The organism is Caulobacter sp. GW821-FHT10E02, assembly GCF_059415225.1.
Window position 1 is genome coordinate 609,437 of record NZ_JBWKMV010000002.1, and the last position, 18,710, is coordinate 628,146.

Sequence of the window (18,710 nt, forward strand, 5' to 3'; positions counted from 1 at the left end):
CATGGCGATCAACATCGTCGCTCAGCTCGAGCAAGAAGAAGCGGCCCGTCTGCTGGCCGTCCGCGCGATCCCGGAATTCCGTCCCGGCGACACCCTGCGCGTCAACGTGAAGATCAAGGAAGGCGAGCGCGAGCGCGTTCAGGCCTATGAAGGCGTCTGCATCGCCCGCGCCGGCGCCGGCGTCCACGAGAGCTTCACGGTCCGCAAGATCTCGTTCGGCGAAGGCGTGGAACGTCTGTTCCCGCTGCTCTCGCCGAGCATCGAAAGCATCGAAGTCAAGCGTCGCGGCGTCGTCCGTCGCGCCAAGCTGTACTACCTGCGCGACCGTCGCGGTAAGTCGGCCCGTATCGCCGAGCGTTCGGGCGGCCCGAAGGCTTCGGCCTCGACCGAAGCCTAAGCTTCCGGTCCACGGATACGAACGAGGCCCCGGCGGAAACGCCGGGGCCTTTTTCTTTGTCCGCGCGAGAGGGAGCGCGTCAGATGTGCGTGCCGCCCGAGACCTCGATCCGCTGGGCGTTGACCCAGCCGAACTCGTCCGACAGCAGGCCCGCGATCACCGGCCCGACATCCTCGGGGACGCCATGCCGGCCCAGGGCGGTGTTGTCGGCCACGGCCTTGGCGACCTGCGGATTGTCGCGGACCATGCCGCCACTGAAGTCAGTGGCGATGGCCCCGGGGGCCACGACATTGGCGGTGATCCGGCGCGGGCCCAGCTCGACGGCCATGTAGCGGGTCAGGGCCTCGACGGCGGCCTTGATCGGGCCATAGCCGACCCGGCCCGGCATGGCGAAGCGCGCCAGCCCCGAGGAGATGTTCACGATCCGCCCGCCGTCATTGATCAGCGGCAGCAGCGCCTGGGTCAGGAACAGCGGCCCCTTCAGGTGCACGGCGTAGAGACCGTCCATCTCGGCCTGCGTGATCGTGGTCAGCGAGGCGGCCGAGGACGTGCCGGCGTTGTTGACCAGATAGTCGAAGCGCTCGGCGCCCAGGGTGGCCAGGGCCGTCCGGACTTGCTCGGCAAAGGCCGGGAACGAGGCCGCGTCGCCGACGTCGAGCTGGAGGGCGACCGCCTTGGCGCCGGCCTTCTCCACCAGCGCGACGACGGCGTCGGCCTCGGCCTGATTGGACTTGTAGGTGATGATCGAGCGCACGCCGCGTTCGGCCAGGCGCAGGACTGTGTCACGGCCGATGCCGCGGCTGCCGCCGGTGATGATCGCGATCTTGGACATGGGGTGAGGCGACATGGGGGGGAGACTCCGGGTTGGATCGATGAGCCCATCCTGCGCCTCGTCCCGCGCGGAGGGGATGCCGGGACTTTTCGATTTCTTGCCTATTCCTGCCCGCGCCCTACATTGCAGAGGCCCTGAGACCGGAGCCGTCCATGCCGAGCCCGCTGGCCGAAGCCCTGCTGCGCTACACCGAGCGCCAGACCGGAGAGAGCCCGTTCTTCACGGCGATCCCTGGCGTGGCGGTGATGCGCTCGGACCAGCCCAAACCGCCCAGCCACATCCTGTCGGGGCCGGCGGTGTGCCTGGTGGCCCAGGGCGCCAAGTGGGGCAATTTCGGCGGCCAGCAGCTGGAATACCACGCCGGCCAAGCCCTGGTGATCGGCGTCGAGACGCCCTCGATCGGCCGGGTGTTCGAGGCCCGCCCTGGCGCGCCTTGCCTGGTGCTGATGTTCGCCCTCGACCTCACGATCCTGCGCGAGGTGGCCGAGACCCTGGAAACCCTGCCCGACGTCAGCGGCCCGCCGCGACGGGGCGTGTTCGTGACCGATTTCGACGGCCCGCTGGCCGACTGCGCCCTGCGCCTTGTTCGCCTGCTGGAGACGCCCCAGGCGGTCCCGGCGCTCTATCCCGGCGTCATGCGCGAAATCTGCTACTGGCTGCTGGTCGGCCCGCACGGCGGCGACGTCGCCCGCCTGGCCCTGAAGACCGGCCCATCGCGCCACGTCACCGACGCCCTGAGGGCCTTGCGCGACCGCTTCCGTGAGGCCGTCCGGGTCGAGGACCTGGCGCAGGTCGCCCACCTGAGCGTCTCGGCCTTCCATCGCCAGTTCAAGGCGCTCACCTCATACACGCCGCTGCAGTACCAGAAGCACCTGCGGCTGCTGGAGGCCCGCCGGCTGATGGTCGCCCACGCCTTCAACGTCGAGGCCGCCGCCTTCGAGGTCGGCTACGAGAGCCCCTCGCAGTTCAGCCGGGAATATGCCCGCCTGTTCGGCGCGCCGCCCAAGCGGGACGTCCAGCGCCTGGCGGCCGCGCCTGAGCGCGACGCGGCCTAGTCTCGCTTATCGCAGGGTCAGATAGCGTCGGCTCGGACGAGACGCCGGCGACCGCAGGGCGCTCCACGCGCTTTGCAGGGCCAGCACCCAGCCGAACGTCATTTCCCTATGGGTCTTGAGGGCTTCGTCCATCATCGTCGCCGCTCCTTTGGCTCTTCGACACAACCGAAGATCGGCGTTATGCTGACGAAGAACAAACGCGGCCTCCTTGGCTGCCCATAAGGCCTGCTTATGGCTGATATCCTCGCCCGCCTGCCGCTCAGCGCCATTCGCGTGTTCGAGGCGGCCGCGCGCCTGAAGAGCTTCACCCGCGCGGCCGAGGAGCTGGGCGTCACCCAGGCCGCCGTCAGCTGGCAGGTGAAGGCCCTGGAGCAGCAGCTGGACCAGCCGCTGTTCAACCGCCTGCCGCGCGAGGTGACCCTGACCCCGCCGGGCGAACGCTTGTCGCGCGTGGCCACCGAGGCCCTGTCCCTGTTGCGCTCGGCGGTGTCGGACCTGGTCGAGACCGAGGAAGGCGTGCTGTCGATCACCACGGTCCAGAGCCTGGGCGGCCAGTGGCTGGCTCCGCGCCTGGGCGGCTTCCAGATCGCCCATCCGCGCATCGCCGTGCGGCTGGAAGCCTCCAGCCGCGTCGCCGATCTCGCGCGCGAAGGCATCGACATGGCGCTGCGCGGCGGCCAAGGCCGCTGGCCGGGCACGACATCACATTTCCTTATACCGGCCGTGCAGACGCCTCTTTGCACGCCTGAGTTCCTGGCCCGGGTCGGCGGGGTCGAGTGGCCAGACGACCTTATGGACCTGCCCCGCATCGGCGTCGCCCGCGAGTGGGCCGAGTGGTTCCAGGCCGCCGGGGTCTCCGCCAGCGATCGCGCCGCCCCGCGCCTGGCCTCCGACGCGCAAGCCCTTGAGGTGGCCAGCGCCCTGGCCCACCACGGCGTGGCCCTGGGCTCGCCGATCTTCTTCGCCCGCGAGCTGGCCGAGAAGCGGCTGGTGCAGCCGTTCGAGACGGTGGCCCGATACACCGGCGGCTACTGGCTGGCCTATCCCAGCGACCGCGCCCGGGTGCGCAAGATCGCCGCCTTCCGTGACTGGGTGCTGGCCCAGGCCGCCGCCGACCCGCTGATCGCCCACTACGCGGCGATGGAGCCCACGGCGACGGACGACGCCTCGCCGTTCAGCCGGCCACAATAGCCAAGCTTAGGTGCGATCGCACCCTTATTGACAAAACTGCGGTACGTGAGATGGTGGCTTCACCCCCGGCCCAGGCCGGGCTTCCAGACCGTCTCCTTTCTAGTGGACGGCCCTTTCCGGGCGGAGCCATCGGCCCCCGGAAGCAAAGAATGATGCTAGGGCGCGCCGAAACCACTGGCGCGCCCTATGTCGTTTTGATCCATCCGAGATTGCGCTCCACCACCGACGCGATAGGGTCGCGCCGACCTGTTTGGCCAGCGAGCCGAACCTCTCGGGGGAAGTCGATGAAGCGTTTTGTGATCGCCGCCGTTTGCGGGCTGGCTCTGGCGGCGTGCTCGCCCAAACCCCACGACATCAAGATCACCCCGGAGCTGCTCGGCGATCCGGCCAAGGTCCAGTCCGTCTCGGACCGCCTCGAGCCGGGCGAGCGCCCCGTCTTCGCGCGCTACCTGCTGTCGCGCGCGGCGGCCGCCTCGCCGATGGGCGCGCACGCCATCCTGATCCTGGCGCCGGGCGGCAAGGATCCCGCGACGGTCGGCGAAGCCCTCACCCTGACCCGCAAGGTCATCGCCCTGGAAGCCGAGCGGGACCTCAAGCAGGACGACGCCTCCAAGCGCCAGGACGCCTCCCTGCCGTTGATGATGAACGACAAGCCGGGCGGCAGGGAGCAGTACAACGCCGCCGTCCAGGACTACAACAAGGCCGGCGAGGAGTTCGACGCCAAGCTGAAGGCCATGCAGGCGGCGAAGTAGGCGGCGAGTTCGCCGCGCCGGTGAAATAAACGTGCGCGGCGCCAGCCCCCAGCGTGGCCGAAGGGGCACGAACCATCGCCATACGGCGGTCGAACCAAGGATTCTGGGCGCTTCCTCGCTTTACGCGCCCGCCGCGAAGGCCTAGATGCGAGGCGCTATGACCCGCTCAGCCAAAACCCTCTACGACAAGATCTGGGACGCCCACGTCGTCAGCGAAACCGACGGCGAGGCCATCCTCTATATCGACCTGCACCTGATCCACGAGGTGACCACCCCGCAGGCCTTCGCCGGCCTTCGCGCGGCCGGTCGCAAGGTGCGCCGTCCCGACCGCACGCTCGCCGTGGCGGACCACAACATCCCGACCGAGGGCCAGGCCCTGGGCGTCGATGCGGTGACGGACGAGGAAGCGCGTCTGCAGCTCAAGACCCTTGCCCGCAACGTGGCGGACAACGGCATCGAATTCTTCCCGATGGGCGACATCCGCAACGGCATCGTCCACGTGGTCGGTCCCGAGCAGGGCCGCACCCAGCCGGGCATGACCATCGTCTGCGGCGACAGCCACACCTCGACCCACGGCGCCTTCGGGGCCCTGGCCCACGGCATCGGCACGTCCGAGGTCGAGCACGTCCTGGCCACCCAGACCCTGCGCCAGAAGAAGGCCAAGAACATGCTGGTCCGCGTCGACGGGAGCCTCGGCCCCGGCGTCACGGGCAAGGACATCGCCCTGGCCGTGATCGGCGAGATCGGCACCGCTGGCGGCACCGGCTACGTCATCGAGTTCGCCGGCCAGGCCGTGCGCGAGCTGTCGATGGAGGGCCGCATGACCCTCTGCAACCTGACCATCGAGGGCGGCGCCAAGGCCGGCCTGATCGCGCCGGATGAGAAGACCTTCGCCTATATCCAGGGCAAGCCCGCCGCTCCCAAGGGCGCGGCCTGGGACATGGCCCAGAGCCACTGGAAGACCTTCTTCACCGACGAGGACGCCGTCTACGACCGCACCGTGGTCATCGACGGCGCGGCGCTGGTGCCGATGGTCACCTGGGGCACCAGCCCTGAGGACGTCGTGCCGGTCACCGGCAACGTCCCGGATCCGGAAAGCTTCGCCACGCCCGACAAGCGCGCGGCCGCTCACCGGGCCCTGGACTATATGGGCCTGACCGCCGGCCAGCCGATCTCGGCGGCCCGCATCGACCGCGTCTTCATCGGCTCGTGCACCAACAGCCGGATCGAGGACATGCGCGCCGCCGCCGCCGTGGTGCAGGAAGCCTTCCTGCACGGCCGCCTCGTGGCGCCGCACGTCAAGGCCATGGTCGTTCCAGGCTCGGGCCTGGTGAAGGAACAGGCCGAGGCCGAGGGCCTGGACGCCATCTTCAAGGCCGCCGGCTTCGACTGGCGCGAGCCCGGCTGCTCGATGTGCCTGGCCATGAACCCCGACAAGCTGGCCCCGCAGGAGCGCTGCGCCTCAACCAGCAACCGCAACTTCGAAGGCCGCCAGGGCCGCGCCGGCCGCACCCACCTCGTCTCCCCCGCCATGGCGGCGGCGGCGGCGATCGCGGGCCACCTGACCGACATGCGCACCTTCCTGGAGGAGACCGCCTGATGCGCGCCTTCACCCGCCTCGACGGCCGCGCGGCTCCGCTGGAGCTGGCCAATATCGACACCGACCAGATCATCCCCAAGCAGTTCCTCAAGACCGTGGAGCGCGAGGGTCTGGCCAAGGGCCTATTCTACGACTTCCGCGTCGATGGCGACGGCAACGAGATCAGCGACTTCGTGCTCAATCGGCCGGAGTACAAGAACGCCAGCGTGCTGATCGCCGGCGACAATTTCGGCTGCGGCAGCTCGCGCGAGCACGCCCCGTGGGCGCTGATGGACTTCGGGATCATGTGCGTGATCTCGACCAGCTTCGCCGACATCTTCAACAACAACTGCTTCAACAACGGCCTGCTGCCGGTGGTGGTGACGCCCGACGAGCTGTCGCTCCTGATGGACGAGGCCAAGGGCGGCAACCACATGGTCAGCGTCGACCTGGAAGCCCAGACCGTGATCTCGCCGTCGGGCAAGGTGATCGCGTTCGACATCGATCCGGTGCGGAAAGAGAAGATGCTCAAGGGCCTGGACGCCATCGGCGAGACCCTGATGCACGGCGGCGACATCGACGTCTACGAGAGCAAGCGCGCGCTCAGCCAGCCCTGGCTGGAAGCCTGATCCCGGCGGGTTCATGACCCTCATCCTCGCCGGCACGATCCGCATCGCGCCCGAACGCCTCGCGGACCTGCGCCCGCACCTCCGCGCCCAGGTCGAAGGCACCCGCGCCGAGCCGGGCTGCCTGGACTACGCCCTGACCGAGGACCCGCTCGACCCGGGCCTGATCCGGGTCTACGAGCACTTCGAGAGCGAGGCGGCCTTGGAATTCCACCGCGCGACCCCGCACATGGCCGCCTGGCGCGCCGCCTGCGCCGAGCTGGGCGTGCACGGCCGCGACCTGTCGTCCTTCGATATTTCCGACTACCGCAAGATCTAGAGAGAGCCTCCCATGTCCACCCTGCTCCTCCTGCCCGGCGACGGCATCGGCCCGGAAGTCTGCGCGCAAGTGCGCCGCGTGGCGGCCGCCATCACCCCGGACCTCCAGGTGTCGGAAGCGCCCTACGGCGGCTCCAGCTATGACGCCCACGGCACGCCGCTGCTAGACGAGGTCCGCGACCAGGCCATCGCCAGCGACGCGGTGTTGATGGGCGCCGTCGGCGGTCCGCAATGGGCCAACGCCCCGCGCCACCTGCGCCCCGAGGCCGGCCTGCTGGGCCTGCGCAAGGCGATGAACGTCTATGCCAACCTGCGTCCCGCCTACTGCTTCGAGGCCCTGGCCGGTGCCTCCAGCCTGAAGACCGAGCTGGTCTCGGGCCTGGACATCATGTTCGTGCGCGAGCTGGTCGGCGGCGTCTATTTCGGCGAGCCGCGCGGCATCGAGACCCTGGCCGACGGCCAGAAGAAGGGCTTCGACACCGCCGTCTACACCACCAGCGAAATCGAGCGCGTCGGCCGCGTGGCCTTCGAACTGGCCCGGGGCCGGACCAACAAGGTCCACTCGGCCGAGAAGTCGAACGTCATGGAGTCGGGCCTGTTGTGGAAGCAGGTGATCACCGAGCTGCACGCGCGTGAGTATCCGGACGTCCAGCTTGAGCACATCCTGGCCGACAACTGCGCCATGCAGCTGGTCCGCGCGCCCAAGCAGTTCGACGTCATCGTCACCGACAACCTGTTCGGCGACATCCTGTCGGACGCGGCGGCCATGCTGACCGGCTCGCTGGGCATGCTGCCCTCGGCCGCCATCGGCGATCCCAACAAGCCGGGCCTGTACGAGCCGATCCACGGCTCGGCCCCCGACATCGCCGGCAAGGGCCTGGCCAATCCGCTAGCCGCCATCCTGTCGTTCGAGATGGCCCTGCGCTGGTCACTGAAGCAGGTCGAAGCCGCCGATGCTCTTCTTGCGGCGGTGAAGAAGACACTCGACCAAGGCGCGAAGACTCGAGACCTGGGCGGCGCTCTGAACACTGCTCAAATGGGCGACGCTGTTATTGCGAATATTCACAATTAATAGAACCTTGTTCTTTGCAAAATTTGCAATGAGTCCTTAAGGATAATCGCCGATTTCCTGAACCACTTCATGTGTGTTTCGGGGATTCGGCGATATGTCTTTCAAGGACCTGAATATACCTGCCAAACTCGGCGTGGCGTTCTGTACGCTGATCGTCGTTTCTGCAATCTCATCGGCGGTCGTGTTCGCCAGCCTCAAGCGCATCGACGAGGCCTCGATCTCCAGCCAGCGCAGCATGTCCCTGGCCGCCCAGGCCGAGGAGATCATGGCGCTGGTGCTGGAGCAGCAGAACGCCCTGCGCGGCTACGCCCTGATGGGCGACCCGGCCTTCGCCAAGACCTACGGCGTGGCCAAGGACAAGTTCGACACCCGTCTCGACGCCTTCGAGGCCAAGACCACGGTTCCGGCCCAGAAAGAGCGTATCCAGCGCCTGCGCACGGCCATGACCGCCTGGCGCCATGACATCGCCGATCCCTCGCTGGCGGCGATGGCCGACCCGGTCGCCGGTCGCGAGCAGGCCGGCCAACTGCTGGGCAAGAAGAGCCTGACCGAGATCCGCGCGGTGCAGCAGGAACTGCTGGAAGCCGCCAAGGGCCGCGTGACCGTGCGCATGCAGGAGGCCAAGGCCAATCAGGACCTGGCCAACACCGCCCTGCTGATCGGCGGCGCGGCCGCCCTCGTCATCGCCGGCCTGATGGGCTGGCTGCTGTCGACCGGCGTCGCCGCCCCCGTCGCCGCCATGACCGCGGCCATGCGCCGGCTTTCAGCCGGGGAGCTCGACATCGAAGTTCCTGCCGTCGGCCGCAAGGACGAGGTCGGCCAGATGGCCGACGCCGTGTCCCACTTCAAGGACGCCGCGCTTGAGAAGCTGCGGATCGAGAGCGAGGCCGGCGCCCAGCGCGTCGCCGTCGACAACGAGCGCGCCGCCAACGAGGCCGAGAAGGCCGAGATCGCCCGCAGCGACGCGGTCAACATCAAGGCGCTGACCGAGGCCCTCGACCGCCTGGCGGCCGGCGACCTGACCCATCGGATCACCATCCCGTTCTCGCCCAAGGCCGAGAGCCTGAAGACCAATTTCAACGCCGCCGCCGAGCGGATCCAGCAGGCCCTGCAGGCGATCAACGCCGCGACCGGCGGCGTCAACAGCGGCGCCGACGAGATCGCCGACGCCTCGGACAACCTCTCGCGCCGCACCGAGCAACAGGCCGCCAGCCTGGAAGAAACCGCCGCCGCCCTGGACGAGATCACCGCCACGGTCCGCAAGACCGCCGACGGCGCCAAGGAGGCCTCGGCCCTGGTCGCCCAGGCCCGCACCGGCGCCGAGCGCTCGGGCCAGATCGTCGACCAGGCGGTCAGCGCCATGAGCCAGATCGAAAGCTCGTCGGCCCAGGTCAACCAGATCATCAGCGTGATCGACGAGATCGCCTTCCAGACCAACCTCCTGGCGCTCAACGCCGGGGTCGAGGCCGCTCGCGCGGGAGAAGCCGGCCGTGGCTTCGCGGTCGTCGCTCAGGAAGTCCGCGCGCTCGCCCAGCGCTCGGCGGACGCGGCCAAGGAGATCAAGACGCTGATCTCGACCTCGTCGCAGCAGGTCGGCGCGGGTGTGGATCTCGTCGCCCAGACGGGCGAGTCCCTGCGCGCCATCGTCGGTCAGGTCGCCTCGATCGACGCCCTGGTCCGCGAGATCGCCGCCTCGGCCCAGGAGCAGTCCACCGGCCTGCACCAGGTCAATGTGGCGGTGAACCAGATGGACCAGGTCGTCCAGCAGAACGCCGCCATGGTCGAGGAAGCCACCGCCGCCAGCCACTCGCTGAAGGGCGAGGCCAGCGAGCTGTCGGTGCTGGTCGGTCGCTTCCAGGTGGGCCACACGGCGACGCAAAGCCGCCGACGCGCGGCCTAGACGCCTTCCACTGAACAGCGTTCACGTTCTAGGGTCCTCCCAACAATAAGAGTTGGGAGGGACCGATGATCGCGGGCCTGATGCAGACGACGCCACTGATGATCAGCGGCATCCTCACCTATGCCGCCCAGGCCCACGGGGCGCGGGAGATCGTCTCCAAGCTGATCGACGAGCCGCTATGGCGCTACGACTATGCCGGCCTTGGCCGACGCAGCGCCCAGCTGGCCCATGCCCTCAAACGCCTGGGCGTAGGAGCAGGCGACCGCGTCACCTCGCTGGCCTGGAACACCCACCGGCACCTGGAACTGTTCTACGCCGTCCCCGGGATCGGCGCGGTGCTGCACACGGCCAATCCGCGCCTGTTCGACGAGCAGATCGTCTACACGATCAATCATGCCGAAAGCGGGGTGCTGTTCTACGACCGCAGCTTCGCCGCCCTGGTCGAGCGGATCCGGCCGCAGCTGACCACGGTGAAGACCTTCGTCCTGCTGTCGGCCGACGACTACGAGACCTTGATCGCCGGCGAGGCCGAGACTTATCCCTGGCCGGTCTTCGACGAGAACGCCGGGGCCTTCCTCTGCTACACCTCGGGCACGACGGGCGATCCCAAGGGGGTGCTCTATTCGCACCGGGCCGTGGTGCTGCACGCCATGGCTGGAGGCCTGAACAGCGCGTTCGGCTTCACGGCGTTCGACGTGGTCATGCCCTGCTCCAGCCTCTACCACGCCACCGCCTGGGGTTTGCCGTTCAGCGCGCCGCTGTGCGGGGCCAAGCTGGTCCTGCCCGCCGACAAGATGGACGGCGCCAGCTTGCACGCGCTGATCGAGGGCGAGGGCGTCACCTTCACCGGCGGCGTGCCGACCATCTGGACGATGTATCTCGACTGGCTGGAGAAGAACGACGCCTCGCCGACCACGCTGAAGCGCGTCGTCATCGGCGGCAGCGCCGTGCCGCGCGCCATGGCCGAGGCGTTCAAGCGGCTCTATGGCGTCCAGACCCTGCAGATCTGGGGCATGACCGAGACCTGCCCGATCGGCGTCGTCGCCACCCCCACCCCGGCCCTCGCGGCCCTGGGCGAAGAGGCCATGGACGAGGCCATCTGGACCCGCCAGGGCCGACTGCAATTCGGCATCGAGCTGCGGGTCGAACTGGACGACGGCAGCGAAGCCCCGCACGACGGCGAAACCTCCGGCGCCCTGCTGGTGCGCGGCCCCTGGACTGTGCGCCGCTACTTCCGCAAGGAGGCCGACGCCGCCCGCGAGGATGGCTGGTTCGACACCGGCGACATCGCCACGCTCGATGCGCACGGCTTCATGCGCATCACCGACCGCCAGAAAGACGTCATCAAGTCCGGCGGCGAGTGGATCAGCTCGATCGACCTGGAGAACGTCGCCGTCGGCTGTCCCGGCGTGAAGATCGCCGCCGTCGTCGGCGTGCCGCATCCCAAGTGGGAGGAACGTCCCCTGCTGGTCATCGAGGCCCACGATGGCGCGGCGGTCTGCAAGGCCGACGTGCTGGACTATCTGGCGCCCAGGATCGTCAAGTGGTGGACGCCGGACGACGTGGTGTTCGCGGCCGTGCCGCTGACCGCCACGGGCAAGATCGATAAGAAGGTCTTGCGTGAAGCCTGGAAGGGCCACCTCACGAACTAGCGCCTAAAGCTTGAGCCGCCAGCTCTCCGACACCAGGTCCTCGCCGAAGCCGTCATAAGGCCAGCTTGTCTCCAGTTCGAACCCGAAGCGCGTATAGAGGCGCCGGGCCGGCAGCAGGTTGCTCTGGGTCCACAGCACCATCTCGGCATAGCCGGCCTCGCGCGCTCTGGCGATGCAGGCGGCGATCAGGGACTCGCCGACGCCCAGGCCGCGCGCCGTGGGCTCGACCAGCAGCAGGCGCAGGCGGCCGACCGTGTCGCTCTCCTTGGCCAGCATGATCGAGCCGACGTTCCGGCCGTCGTGCTCGGCGATCCAGCAGGCCTCACGGGCAGGGTCGTAGGTCTTGACGTAGTCGGACACCACGCCGGCCACGACGCCCTCGAAGCGATGGTCCCAGCCCTCCTCGGCGGCGTAGAGCGCGCCATGGCGCTGGACGATCCAGCCGAGGTCCCCCGGCGCGGGCGGGCGCAGGACCACGCTCATCCTTCGACGAGGGCCTTCAGCTTGGCCAGATCGCGGGCCACCGCCGCCGCGTCGCGGTCATAGGCGGCGTCGTCGAACATCTTGGCCGGGCGATAGAGCGTCATGCCGACCTCGGCCCCCTCGCCGTTGGCGACCACGCGCAGCGGCATGTAGAGCTCGGTCCCGTCGGGCAGGGTCACCCAGTGGTCGAGCACGCCATAGGGGTTCTCCGGCGAGAACCGCACGTGGACGTCACCGCCCGGCCCGTGAGCCACCCACTGGTCGCCATCCGGCGTCAGGCCCGAAGCCAGGCCCGCCGCCCATTTCGTGAAGCTCTGCGGATCCTTGGTGAAGGCATAGACCGCCTCCGCCGGCTTGTGGATGCGGATGCTGATGTAGCGCGACTCGAACATGGGCCTACTCCACGGTCATCTGGGTCTGGGTGACCACCGCCACCAGGCGTCCTTCGTCGCCCTCGATGCGGGTGGTCCACACGCTGGAACGCTTGCCGATATGGAGCGGTGTCGCAACCGCCACGACGGTCGTCCCGACCTTGGCCGAGCCGATGAAGTTGGTCTTGCTCTCCAGCGTCGTGGTGCGCTTGCCCTCGGGCGTCGACAGGAAGGCGCCGATGGCCCCCAGCGTGTCGGCCAGGGCCATGGCCGCGCCGCCGTGCAGGATGCCGCCAGCCGTGCACAGGTCGGGCCGAACAACGAGCCGCCCCTCGACGCGGTCGGGGGCGGCATGGGTGATGCTCACCCCCATCAGGGCGGCGAACGGCAGCAGGTCGAGGTCGAAGACGGGCGTGCTCATGCAAGCATCTGACGCCCGTCCCCCACCGTCATGCAAGAGGTCAGCGTTCGCTGTCGAGATGGCTCATCATAGCCTCGGCGTAGCGCGTGCCCGCCACCGCCTCGGCCGGCACGGCGGCCTCGATGGCGGCCAGGTCATCCGCCGTCAGATCGACGTCCAGCGCGCCCAGCGCCTCACTCAGCCGGTCACGGCGACGGGCGCCGATCAGCGGCACGATGTCGTCGCCGCGCGAAGCGACCCAGGCGATAGCGGCCTGGGCCGTGGTCACGCCCTTGGCCTCCGCCACCGCGCGCAGAGCCTCGGCCAGCTTCAGGTTGGCGTCGAGATTGTCGCCCTGGAAGCGCGGGCTCATGGCGCGGAAATCGCGGCCGACGCCCTCACTGCGCGCCTTGCTCCAGTGGCCGCTGATCAGGCCGCGCGACAGCACGCCATAGGCCGTCATGCCGATGCCCAGTTCGCGCAAGGTCGGCAGGATGTCCTTCTCGACGCCGCGCGAGACCAGCGAATATTCGATCTGCAGGTCGACGATCGGCGCGACCTTGGCGGCCTTGCGGATGGTCTCCGCGCCCATTTCCGACAGGCCGATGTGGCGGACATAGCCGGCCTGGACCATCTCGGCGATGGCCCCGACCGTGTCCTCGATCGGCACGTCCGGATCCAGGCGGGCGGGGCGGTAAATGTCGATATGGTCCGTGCCCAGGCGCTTGAGGCTGTAGGCCAGGAAGTTCTTGATCGCCTTGGGCCGGCCGTCATAGCCCAGGAAACCGCCGGCCGGGTCGCGCAGGGCGGCGGTCTTGACGCTGATCACGATCTGGTCGCGCTTGTGGTTCTTCAGCGCCTCGCCGATCAGCATCTCGTTGTGGCCCATGCCATAGAAGTCGCCGGTGTCGACCAGGGTGATCCCGGCCTCGACGGCGGCGTCGAAGGTGGCCAGGCTCTCGGCCCGGTCGCTGGGACCGTACATGTCCGACATGCCCATGGCACCCAGGCCGAAGGCGGAAACGATAGGGCCGGTCTTGCCGAGTTGGCGGGTCTTCATGGCGATCTCTCCGAATGAGTGACCGGGGTTATGCGCCCGAACAGGTCGTGCGATAATCCAAGCAAGTCCGTACGGGCTGTTCTGGATTTCGCACAATGCAGCACGCCGACTTCGCCGATCTCGACGCCTTCACCGCCGTGGCCCAGGCCCGCGGCTTCCGCGCCGCCGCGACGGTGCGCAACGTCTCGGCCTCTTCGCTGAGCGAGGCCGTGCGGCGGCTGGAGACCCGGCTGGGCGTGCGCCTGCTCAACCGCACCACCCGCAGCGTCACCCCCACCGAGGCCGGCCAGAAGCTGCTGGAGCGCCTCTCCCCCGCCCTGGCCGACGTCGCCCTGGCCCTGGACGAGGTCAACGCCTTCCGCGACAGCCCGACCGGTACGCTGCGCCTGAACGTGGCCACCGTCGTCGCCCGCTACGTGCTGCCGAAATTCCTGCCGCGCTTCCTGGCCGCCCACCCCGGCGTGTCGGTCGAGATCATGGCCGACGACAGCTTCATCGACGTGCTGGCGGCGGGCTTCGACGCCGGCGTGCGCTACGACGAGCGGCTGGAAAAGGACATGATCGCCGTGCCGCTGTCGGGCCCCCAGCGGTTCGTCACCGCCGGCTCGCCTGCGTACTTCGCCGCTCATGGCCGCCCCACCCATCCCCGCGAAGTCCTCGACCACGCCTGCATCCGCCACCGCTTCGCCAGCGGCGTGTCCTATCCCTGGGAATACGAGAAGGACGGCCAGGTCATCCGCATCGACCCGCCCGGCCGCCTGATCAGCAGCAGCGTCGACCTGGAACTGGCCGCCTGCGAGGCCGGCCTGGGCCTGATGACCATTTTCGAAGACGTTCTGGCGCCGTCCATCGCCGCCGGCCGGCTGGAGACGGTGCTGGACGACTGGCTGCCGCCGTTTTCAGGGCCGTATCTGTACTATCCGAGCAGAAGGCACATGCCGGCGCCGCTAAGGGCGTTCGTGGATTTCGTGAAGGCGGAGCGGGGGTAGGGAATCGTGTCCGCTATGGGGTGCAAAGCCACCGTTTGTTCTGGCAGACTTTGGATATTCGGAGATGTCGAGATGAACGGTCGATACGACGGTTTCGGATTTTACCACGGGCCAGATGACCCACGGCTTTTCGTGCCGAAGCGTATTCCCGTGATGGGGTGGACAATCAACGTGTCGCACCCTCGTGCGCCTATGGTCCCGCTCGTGTTCGGCGGCCTGATCGTAGCGGCGATCTTGGCGAAGACTTTCGCCTAAGTCCGCTCGGGTCGGAAAGCGTCTTGGGCGGATAGGGTGTAACCCCCTCTCTCTATGGGAGAGGGTGACTAGCATCGGATAAGCCCAGCTTATGCCCGCCGCCGCTTCTAAACCGGCAGCGGCCTCGGCTTGCGGTCGTCGCCAATGGCCACGAATGTGAACACGCCCTCGGTCACCTTATGCGCCTGCTCGCCGTCGCGGCGGCGGCGCCAGGCTTCGACCTGGACTTTCAACGAGGTGCGGCCGGTGTGGACGATGCGGCCGAACAGGCTGACCTCGTCGCCGACGAACACCGGGCTGATGAAGGTCATGCCGTCGACGGCGATGGTGGCGCAGCGGCCGGCGGCGCGGTGGAAGGCCACCGAGGCGGCCGCCAGGTCCATCTGCGACAATAGCCAGCCGCCGAAGATGTCGCCCTCGGGATTGGTGTCGGAGGGCATGGCGATGGCGCGCAGCACCGGCGCCTCATGCGGCCATTCCAGCGCCTCCCAGGCCTTGGCCAGGGTCTCGGCGCGGTTCGATTGGGCGATGTCGTCAGCCATGGCGAGGGCCTAGTGCCCGCCGGCGCCTTCGTAGACGCCCGGGGCCAGGAGCTCGTCCTCGTCGCCCACGGCCGTCGAGGCCACAAAGCGGCGGTCGCAATAGGAGCAGTCGACGAAGCCGGCCGCGCCCATCTCCAGCCACACGCGCGGGTGGCCCAGGGCCCCGCCGACGCCGTCGCAGGCGATGCGGTGCGAGCGGACCGAGATCGTCTCCGGCGCGGGGCCGGCGATCGCGTCGACATCCATGGCGGTCGGAGCGGTGGGGGCGTTGGCCATATCGGCGTCCTTGAGAAATCTGAACGCGGCCTTGGCGCGGCGGCGAACGAGGCATACCTATGCGACGCTCAAAGGCGCCGTCAATCGACGGGCGCCTCAAACGACGTTTCCCGGCCCTTCCGCCCCCGATCTGGACGCTCCATGGACCTGCCCGCCTACGCCATCGAAGCCGAAGGCCTGTACAAGACCTATGCCGGCACCAAGACCTCGCCGGAAAAGAAGGCGCTGAACGGCATCGACCTGAAGATCCCGCGCGGCTCGATCTTCGGCCTGCTGGGTCCCAACGGCGCGGGCAAGTCGACCTTCATCAACATCCTGGCCGGCCTGGTGCGCAAGAGCTCGGGCACGGTGAAGATCTGGGGCCGCGACATCGACCAGCGGCCGCGCGACGCCCGCGCCGCGATCGGCGTGGTGCCGCAAGAGCTGGCCGCCGACGTGTTCTTCACCCCGCGCGAGTCGCTGGAGGTGCAGGCTGGCTTCTACGGCGTGCCCAAGAACGAGCGCCGCACCGACGAGCTGCTGAACGCGCTCGGCCTGGGCGACAAGGCCAACGCCTATGTCCGCCAGCTGTCGGGCGGCATGAAGCGACGCCTGATGGTGGCGAAGGCCATGGTCCACCAGCCGCCGGTGCTGATCCTCGACGAGCCGACCGCCGGCGTCGATGTCGAGCTGCGCCGCCAGCTCTGGCACTACGTCACGGGCCTCAACGAGCTGGGCGTCACCATCGTGCTGACCACCCACTACCTGGAAGAGGCCCAGGAGCTGTGCGACGAGATCGCCATCGTCAACCGCGGCGAGGTGGTGGCCTGCGAGCCGACCTCGACGCTGCTGCGCCGCATGGACAGCCGCAACGTCGTGGTGACGCCGGAGGAGCCGGTGCTGGCCGCGCCGACCCTGGCCGGCTTCGACACCAAGCTGCGGGCCAATGGCGCCTTCCAGGTCAGCTATCGCACCGGCCAGTCCAGCGTCGAGCAGGTGCTGGCCGCCGTGCGCGCCAACGGCCTGAAGATCAAGGACATCGCCACGGAAGACCCGGACCTGGAAGACGTCTTCCTGGCCCTGACCTATGGCGACCCGAACGCCGCCGATCCGACTAGGGACTAAGCGCATGACCAGCAAGCCCGACGCGCTGCGGCGCCTGATCGACCTTCCTGGCGTCAACGACCTGGAATACCGGGCCCTGCTCAAGCGCGACTTCGCCGAACCCGAGGCCCGGGCCGAATATCCGGAGATCGACGCCTGCGTGCTGGCCCTGTTCGGCCTGACCACCGACGCGGCCGAGGCGGTGGAGCGGCCAGCGGACTGGGACGATATCGAGACCAGGCCGCCCGCCGCGCAGGTCGCCGCGTTCGAAGCCGAAGGCTGGGACGTCACCGACGACAAGCGCCGGCCGCTGCGCGTCCTGGGCCACTTCTCCGCGCCGTTGGCGCTGGCGGTGCGCGGCGTGGCTGGAACCCTGCCCTTCCAGCCGGAAAGCACCGAGCCGGAAGAGTGGATGTCCAAGCTCGAGGCCGAGGCCAAGCGTTTCCGCAAGCGCTAGGCGCCTGGGGCTTGCCTTCCAGGACCCGCCCGCCAACACTCCCGCTTCGCAGCGGGGATAGGGGCAGGCGATGAGTTTCCTGGAGAAGCAGTTCGGGCTGAGCGCCCAGGGCGCCTCGGTGCGCACCGAGGTGCTGGCCGGCTTCACCACCTTCCTGACCATGGCCTATATCGTGATCGTCAATCCGGCGATCCTGGGCCAGGCCGGCATGCCGATCGCCGGCGTCGCCGCCGCCACCTGCCTGGCGGCGGGGCTGGGCTCCATCCTGATGGGGCTGATCGCCAACTATCCGATCGCCCTGGCCCCGGGCATGGGCCTCAACGCCTATTTCACCTTCACCGTCGTCAAGGGCATGGGCCTGCCGTGGGAGACCGCCCTGGGCTGCGTCTTCCTGTCGGGCATCGCCTTCCTGGTGCTGACCGTGGCGGGCATCCGGCAGCTGATCGTCGGGGCGATCCCGCGCCCGCTGTTCTCGGCCATCGCGGCGGGCATCGGCCTGTTCATCGCCTTCATCGGCCTGAAGGAGGCCGGGATCATCGTCGCCAATCCGGCCACCACGGTGGCGCTGGGCGACCTGACCCAGCCGACGGCGATCATCACCATCCTCGGCCTCGCCATCATCGGCGGGCTGATGGTCTGGCGGGTGAAGGGCGCGATCCTGATCGGCATCCTGGTCGCCGCCGGCGCCGCCTGGGCCTTAGGGTTGGCCAAGATCGTCCCCGGCGAGTACGGCCTGGCGGCCCTGACCGCCACGGCCCTGAAGCTGGATATCCCCGCCGCCCTGCACCTGAACGGCGGGGCCGGCATGGCGATCGCGGAGGTGATCTTCGTCTTCCTGTTCGTCGACCTGTTCGACAATGTCGGCACCCTGGTCGCGGTGACCAAAAAGGCCGGCCTGGTGCAGCCCGACGGCACGATCCCGCGCCTGAACCGCATCCTCACCGCCGACAGCATCGCCACCATCGGCGGCTCGCTGGCCGGCACCTCGACCGTGGTCAGCTATATCGAGAGCGCCTCGGGCGTGGCCGCCGGCGGCCGCACGGGCCTGACGGCGATCGTGGTTGGCCTGCTGTTCCTGGCCACCCTGTTCTTCGCGCCGTGGGTCCAGGCGATCCCGGCGGCGGCCACGGCGCCGGCCCTGATCATCGTCGGCTCGATGATGGTCGGCGCCCTGGCCGACATCGATTGGGACGATCCGGGCGTGGCCATCCCCGCCTTCCTGACGGTGATCGCCATCCCGCTGACCTTCTCGATCGCCAACGGCCTGGCGTTCGGCATCACCGCCTTCGCCATCCTGAAACTGGTGCGCGGCCAGGCCAAGCCCAGCGACTGGCTGCTGTTCGTGCTGGCGGCGCTGTTCGTGCTCCGGTTCATCTACATGGGGGCGGCGTGATCGCGTTTGCCCTCCAGCCGCCTTTCG

At 68.7% G+C, this 18,710-nt stretch carries 22 protein-coding genes; 15 read left to right on the plus strand and 7 right to left on the minus strand.

Features of this window, described 5'->3' with window-relative positions; all coding sequences use genetic code 11:
* Nucleotide 1 precedes the first annotated feature (1 nt).
* Entirely contained in the window at nucleotides 2-397 is a 396-nt protein-coding gene (rplS, locus tag AC07NI_RS12615) for a 50S ribosomal protein L19 (RefSeq protein WP_454761749.1), read from the plus strand.
* 79 nt (nucleotides 398-476) lie between these two features.
* Here the strand turns inward: rplS and AC07NI_RS12620 are convergent, their stop codons facing one another.
* Complete coding sequence (locus AC07NI_RS12620; RefSeq protein ID WP_494619366.1) at nucleotides 477-1,244, minus strand: SDR family NAD(P)-dependent oxidoreductase; 768 nt, start codon at nucleotides 1,242-1,244, stop codon at nucleotides 477-479.
* A 137-nt stretch (nucleotides 1,245-1,381) separates the two neighbouring features.
* Between AC07NI_RS12620 and AC07NI_RS12625 the strand changes: the two genes are divergently transcribed.
* The 9 genes from AC07NI_RS12625 to AC07NI_RS12665 all read left to right on the plus strand — a co-directional run bounded on the left by AC07NI_RS12625 (nucleotide 1,382) and on the right by AC07NI_RS12665 (nucleotide 11,374).
* Nucleotides 1,382-2,284, plus strand: coding sequence for an AraC family transcriptional regulator (locus tag AC07NI_RS12625; RefSeq protein ID WP_494619368.1), 903 nt, complete (start codon nucleotides 1,382-1,384; stop codon nucleotides 2,282-2,284).
* 231 nt (nucleotides 2,285-2,515) lie between these two features.
* Entirely contained in the window at nucleotides 2,516-3,475 is a 960-nt protein-coding gene (locus AC07NI_RS12630) for a LysR substrate-binding domain-containing protein (RefSeq protein ID WP_494619370.1), read from the plus strand.
* Nucleotides 3,476-3,759: 284 nt separating this feature from the next.
* Nucleotides 3,760-4,227, plus strand: a complete 468-nt coding sequence (locus AC07NI_RS12635; protein WP_494619373.1) for a hypothetical protein — start codon at nucleotides 3,760-3,762, stop codon at nucleotides 4,225-4,227.
* 157 nt (nucleotides 4,228-4,384) lie between these two features.
* Nucleotides 4,385-5,827 (plus strand): 3-isopropylmalate dehydratase large subunit, encoded by a 1,443-nt coding sequence (leuC, locus tag AC07NI_RS12640; protein ID WP_494619375.1) that lies wholly within the window; start codon nucleotides 4,385-4,387, stop codon nucleotides 5,825-5,827.
* On the plus strand, nucleotides 5,827-6,435 hold the full coding sequence (gene leuD, locus AC07NI_RS12645) for a 3-isopropylmalate dehydratase small subunit (RefSeq protein WP_494619377.1): 609 nt from the start codon (nucleotides 5,827-5,829) through the stop codon (nucleotides 6,433-6,435). The genes leuC and leuD overlap by 1 nt, the downstream gene beginning before the upstream one ends.
* A gap of 13 nt (nucleotides 6,436-6,448) precedes the next feature.
* Nucleotides 6,449-6,751, plus strand: coding sequence for a putative quinol monooxygenase (locus AC07NI_RS12650; RefSeq protein ID WP_494619379.1), 303 nt, complete (start codon nucleotides 6,449-6,451; stop codon nucleotides 6,749-6,751).
* Nucleotides 6,752-6,763: 12 nt separating this feature from the next.
* Complete coding sequence (gene leuB, locus AC07NI_RS12655; protein WP_494619381.1) at nucleotides 6,764-7,822, plus strand: 3-isopropylmalate dehydrogenase; 1,059 nt, start codon at nucleotides 6,764-6,766, stop codon at nucleotides 7,820-7,822.
* Between the two features lie 94 nt (nucleotides 7,823-7,916).
* The gene (locus AC07NI_RS12660) at nucleotides 7,917-9,722 is read left to right on the plus strand and encodes a methyl-accepting chemotaxis protein (protein WP_494619383.1); all 1,806 of its coding nucleotides are present in this window, start codon (nucleotides 7,917-7,919) and stop codon (nucleotides 9,720-9,722) included.
* Between the two features lie 65 nt (nucleotides 9,723-9,787).
* The gene (locus AC07NI_RS12665) at nucleotides 9,788-11,374 is read left to right on the plus strand and encodes a long-chain fatty acid--CoA ligase (protein WP_494619385.1); all 1,587 of its coding nucleotides are present in this window, start codon (nucleotides 9,788-9,790) and stop codon (nucleotides 11,372-11,374) included.
* A gap of 3 nt (nucleotides 11,375-11,377) precedes the next feature.
* On the opposite strand, the gene AC07NI_RS12670 is transcribed toward AC07NI_RS12665, so the two are convergent.
* From AC07NI_RS12670 to AC07NI_RS12685, 4 genes are read right to left on the minus strand one after another with little or no spacing between them, the layout of a single operon-like run.
* Complete coding sequence (locus AC07NI_RS12670) at nucleotides 11,378-11,851, minus strand: GNAT family N-acetyltransferase (RefSeq protein WP_494619387.1); 474 nt, start codon at nucleotides 11,849-11,851, stop codon at nucleotides 11,378-11,380.
* Nucleotides 11,852-11,853: 2 nt separating this feature from the next.
* A complete protein-coding gene (locus AC07NI_RS12675; RefSeq protein WP_494619390.1) occupies nucleotides 11,854-12,249 on the minus strand; it encodes an SRPBCC family protein in 396 nt (131 codons plus the stop codon).
* Nucleotides 12,250-12,253: 4 nt separating this feature from the next.
* Complete coding sequence (locus AC07NI_RS12680; RefSeq protein WP_494619393.1) at nucleotides 12,254-12,649, minus strand: PaaI family thioesterase; 396 nt, start codon at nucleotides 12,647-12,649, stop codon at nucleotides 12,254-12,256.
* Nucleotides 12,650-12,689: 40 nt separating this feature from the next.
* Nucleotides 12,690-13,688, minus strand: coding sequence for an aldo/keto reductase (locus AC07NI_RS12685; RefSeq protein ID WP_494619395.1), 999 nt, complete (start codon nucleotides 13,686-13,688; stop codon nucleotides 12,690-12,692).
* 95 nt (nucleotides 13,689-13,783) lie between these two features.
* Here AC07NI_RS12685 and AC07NI_RS12690 point away from each other — a divergent pair, with 95 nt between their 5' ends.
* Together AC07NI_RS12690 and AC07NI_RS12695 are read left to right on the plus strand one after the other, a co-directional pair.
* Nucleotides 13,784-14,677, plus strand: a complete 894-nt coding sequence (locus AC07NI_RS12690; protein ID WP_494619400.1) for a LysR family transcriptional regulator — start codon at nucleotides 13,784-13,786, stop codon at nucleotides 14,675-14,677.
* A 72-nt stretch (nucleotides 14,678-14,749) separates the two neighbouring features.
* A complete protein-coding gene (locus AC07NI_RS12695) occupies nucleotides 14,750-14,932 on the plus strand; it encodes a DUF5808 domain-containing protein (protein ID WP_494619403.1) in 183 nt (60 codons plus the stop codon).
* 107 nt (nucleotides 14,933-15,039) lie between these two features.
* Here AC07NI_RS12695 and AC07NI_RS12700 read toward each other — a convergent pair whose 3' ends face one another.
* Both AC07NI_RS12700 and AC07NI_RS12705 read right to left on the minus strand, forming a co-directional pair.
* Nucleotides 15,040-15,474 carry an acyl-CoA thioesterase gene (locus AC07NI_RS12700; RefSeq protein WP_494619405.1) on the minus strand — a complete coding sequence of 145 codons (435 nt, stop codon included), beginning with the start codon at nucleotides 15,472-15,474 and terminating at the stop codon, nucleotides 15,040-15,042.
* A gap of 9 nt (nucleotides 15,475-15,483) precedes the next feature.
* On the minus strand, nucleotides 15,484-15,750 hold the full coding sequence (locus AC07NI_RS12705; protein ID WP_494619408.1) for a zinc-finger domain-containing protein: 267 nt from the start codon (nucleotides 15,748-15,750) through the stop codon (nucleotides 15,484-15,486).
* Between the two features lie 141 nt (nucleotides 15,751-15,891).
* Between AC07NI_RS12705 and AC07NI_RS12710 the strand changes: the two genes are divergently transcribed.
* The 3 genes from AC07NI_RS12710 (at nucleotide 15,892) to AC07NI_RS12720 (ending at nucleotide 18,683) form a co-directional block, all read left to right on the plus strand.
* Nucleotides 15,892-16,854 (plus strand): ABC transporter ATP-binding protein, encoded by a 963-nt coding sequence (locus AC07NI_RS12710; RefSeq protein ID WP_494619411.1) that lies wholly within the window; start codon nucleotides 15,892-15,894, stop codon nucleotides 16,852-16,854.
* A gap of 4 nt (nucleotides 16,855-16,858) precedes the next feature.
* Nucleotides 16,859-17,290: a hypothetical protein gene (locus tag AC07NI_RS12715; protein WP_494619414.1), complete on the plus strand. Its 432-nt coding sequence runs from the start codon at nucleotides 16,859-16,861 to the stop codon at nucleotides 17,288-17,290.
* Nucleotides 17,291-17,360: 70 nt separating this feature from the next.
* The gene (locus tag AC07NI_RS12720; RefSeq protein WP_494619417.1) at nucleotides 17,361-18,683 is read left to right on the plus strand and encodes an NCS2 family permease; all 1,323 of its coding nucleotides are present in this window, start codon (nucleotides 17,361-17,363) and stop codon (nucleotides 18,681-18,683) included.
* Nucleotides 18,684-18,710 lie beyond the last annotated feature (27 nt).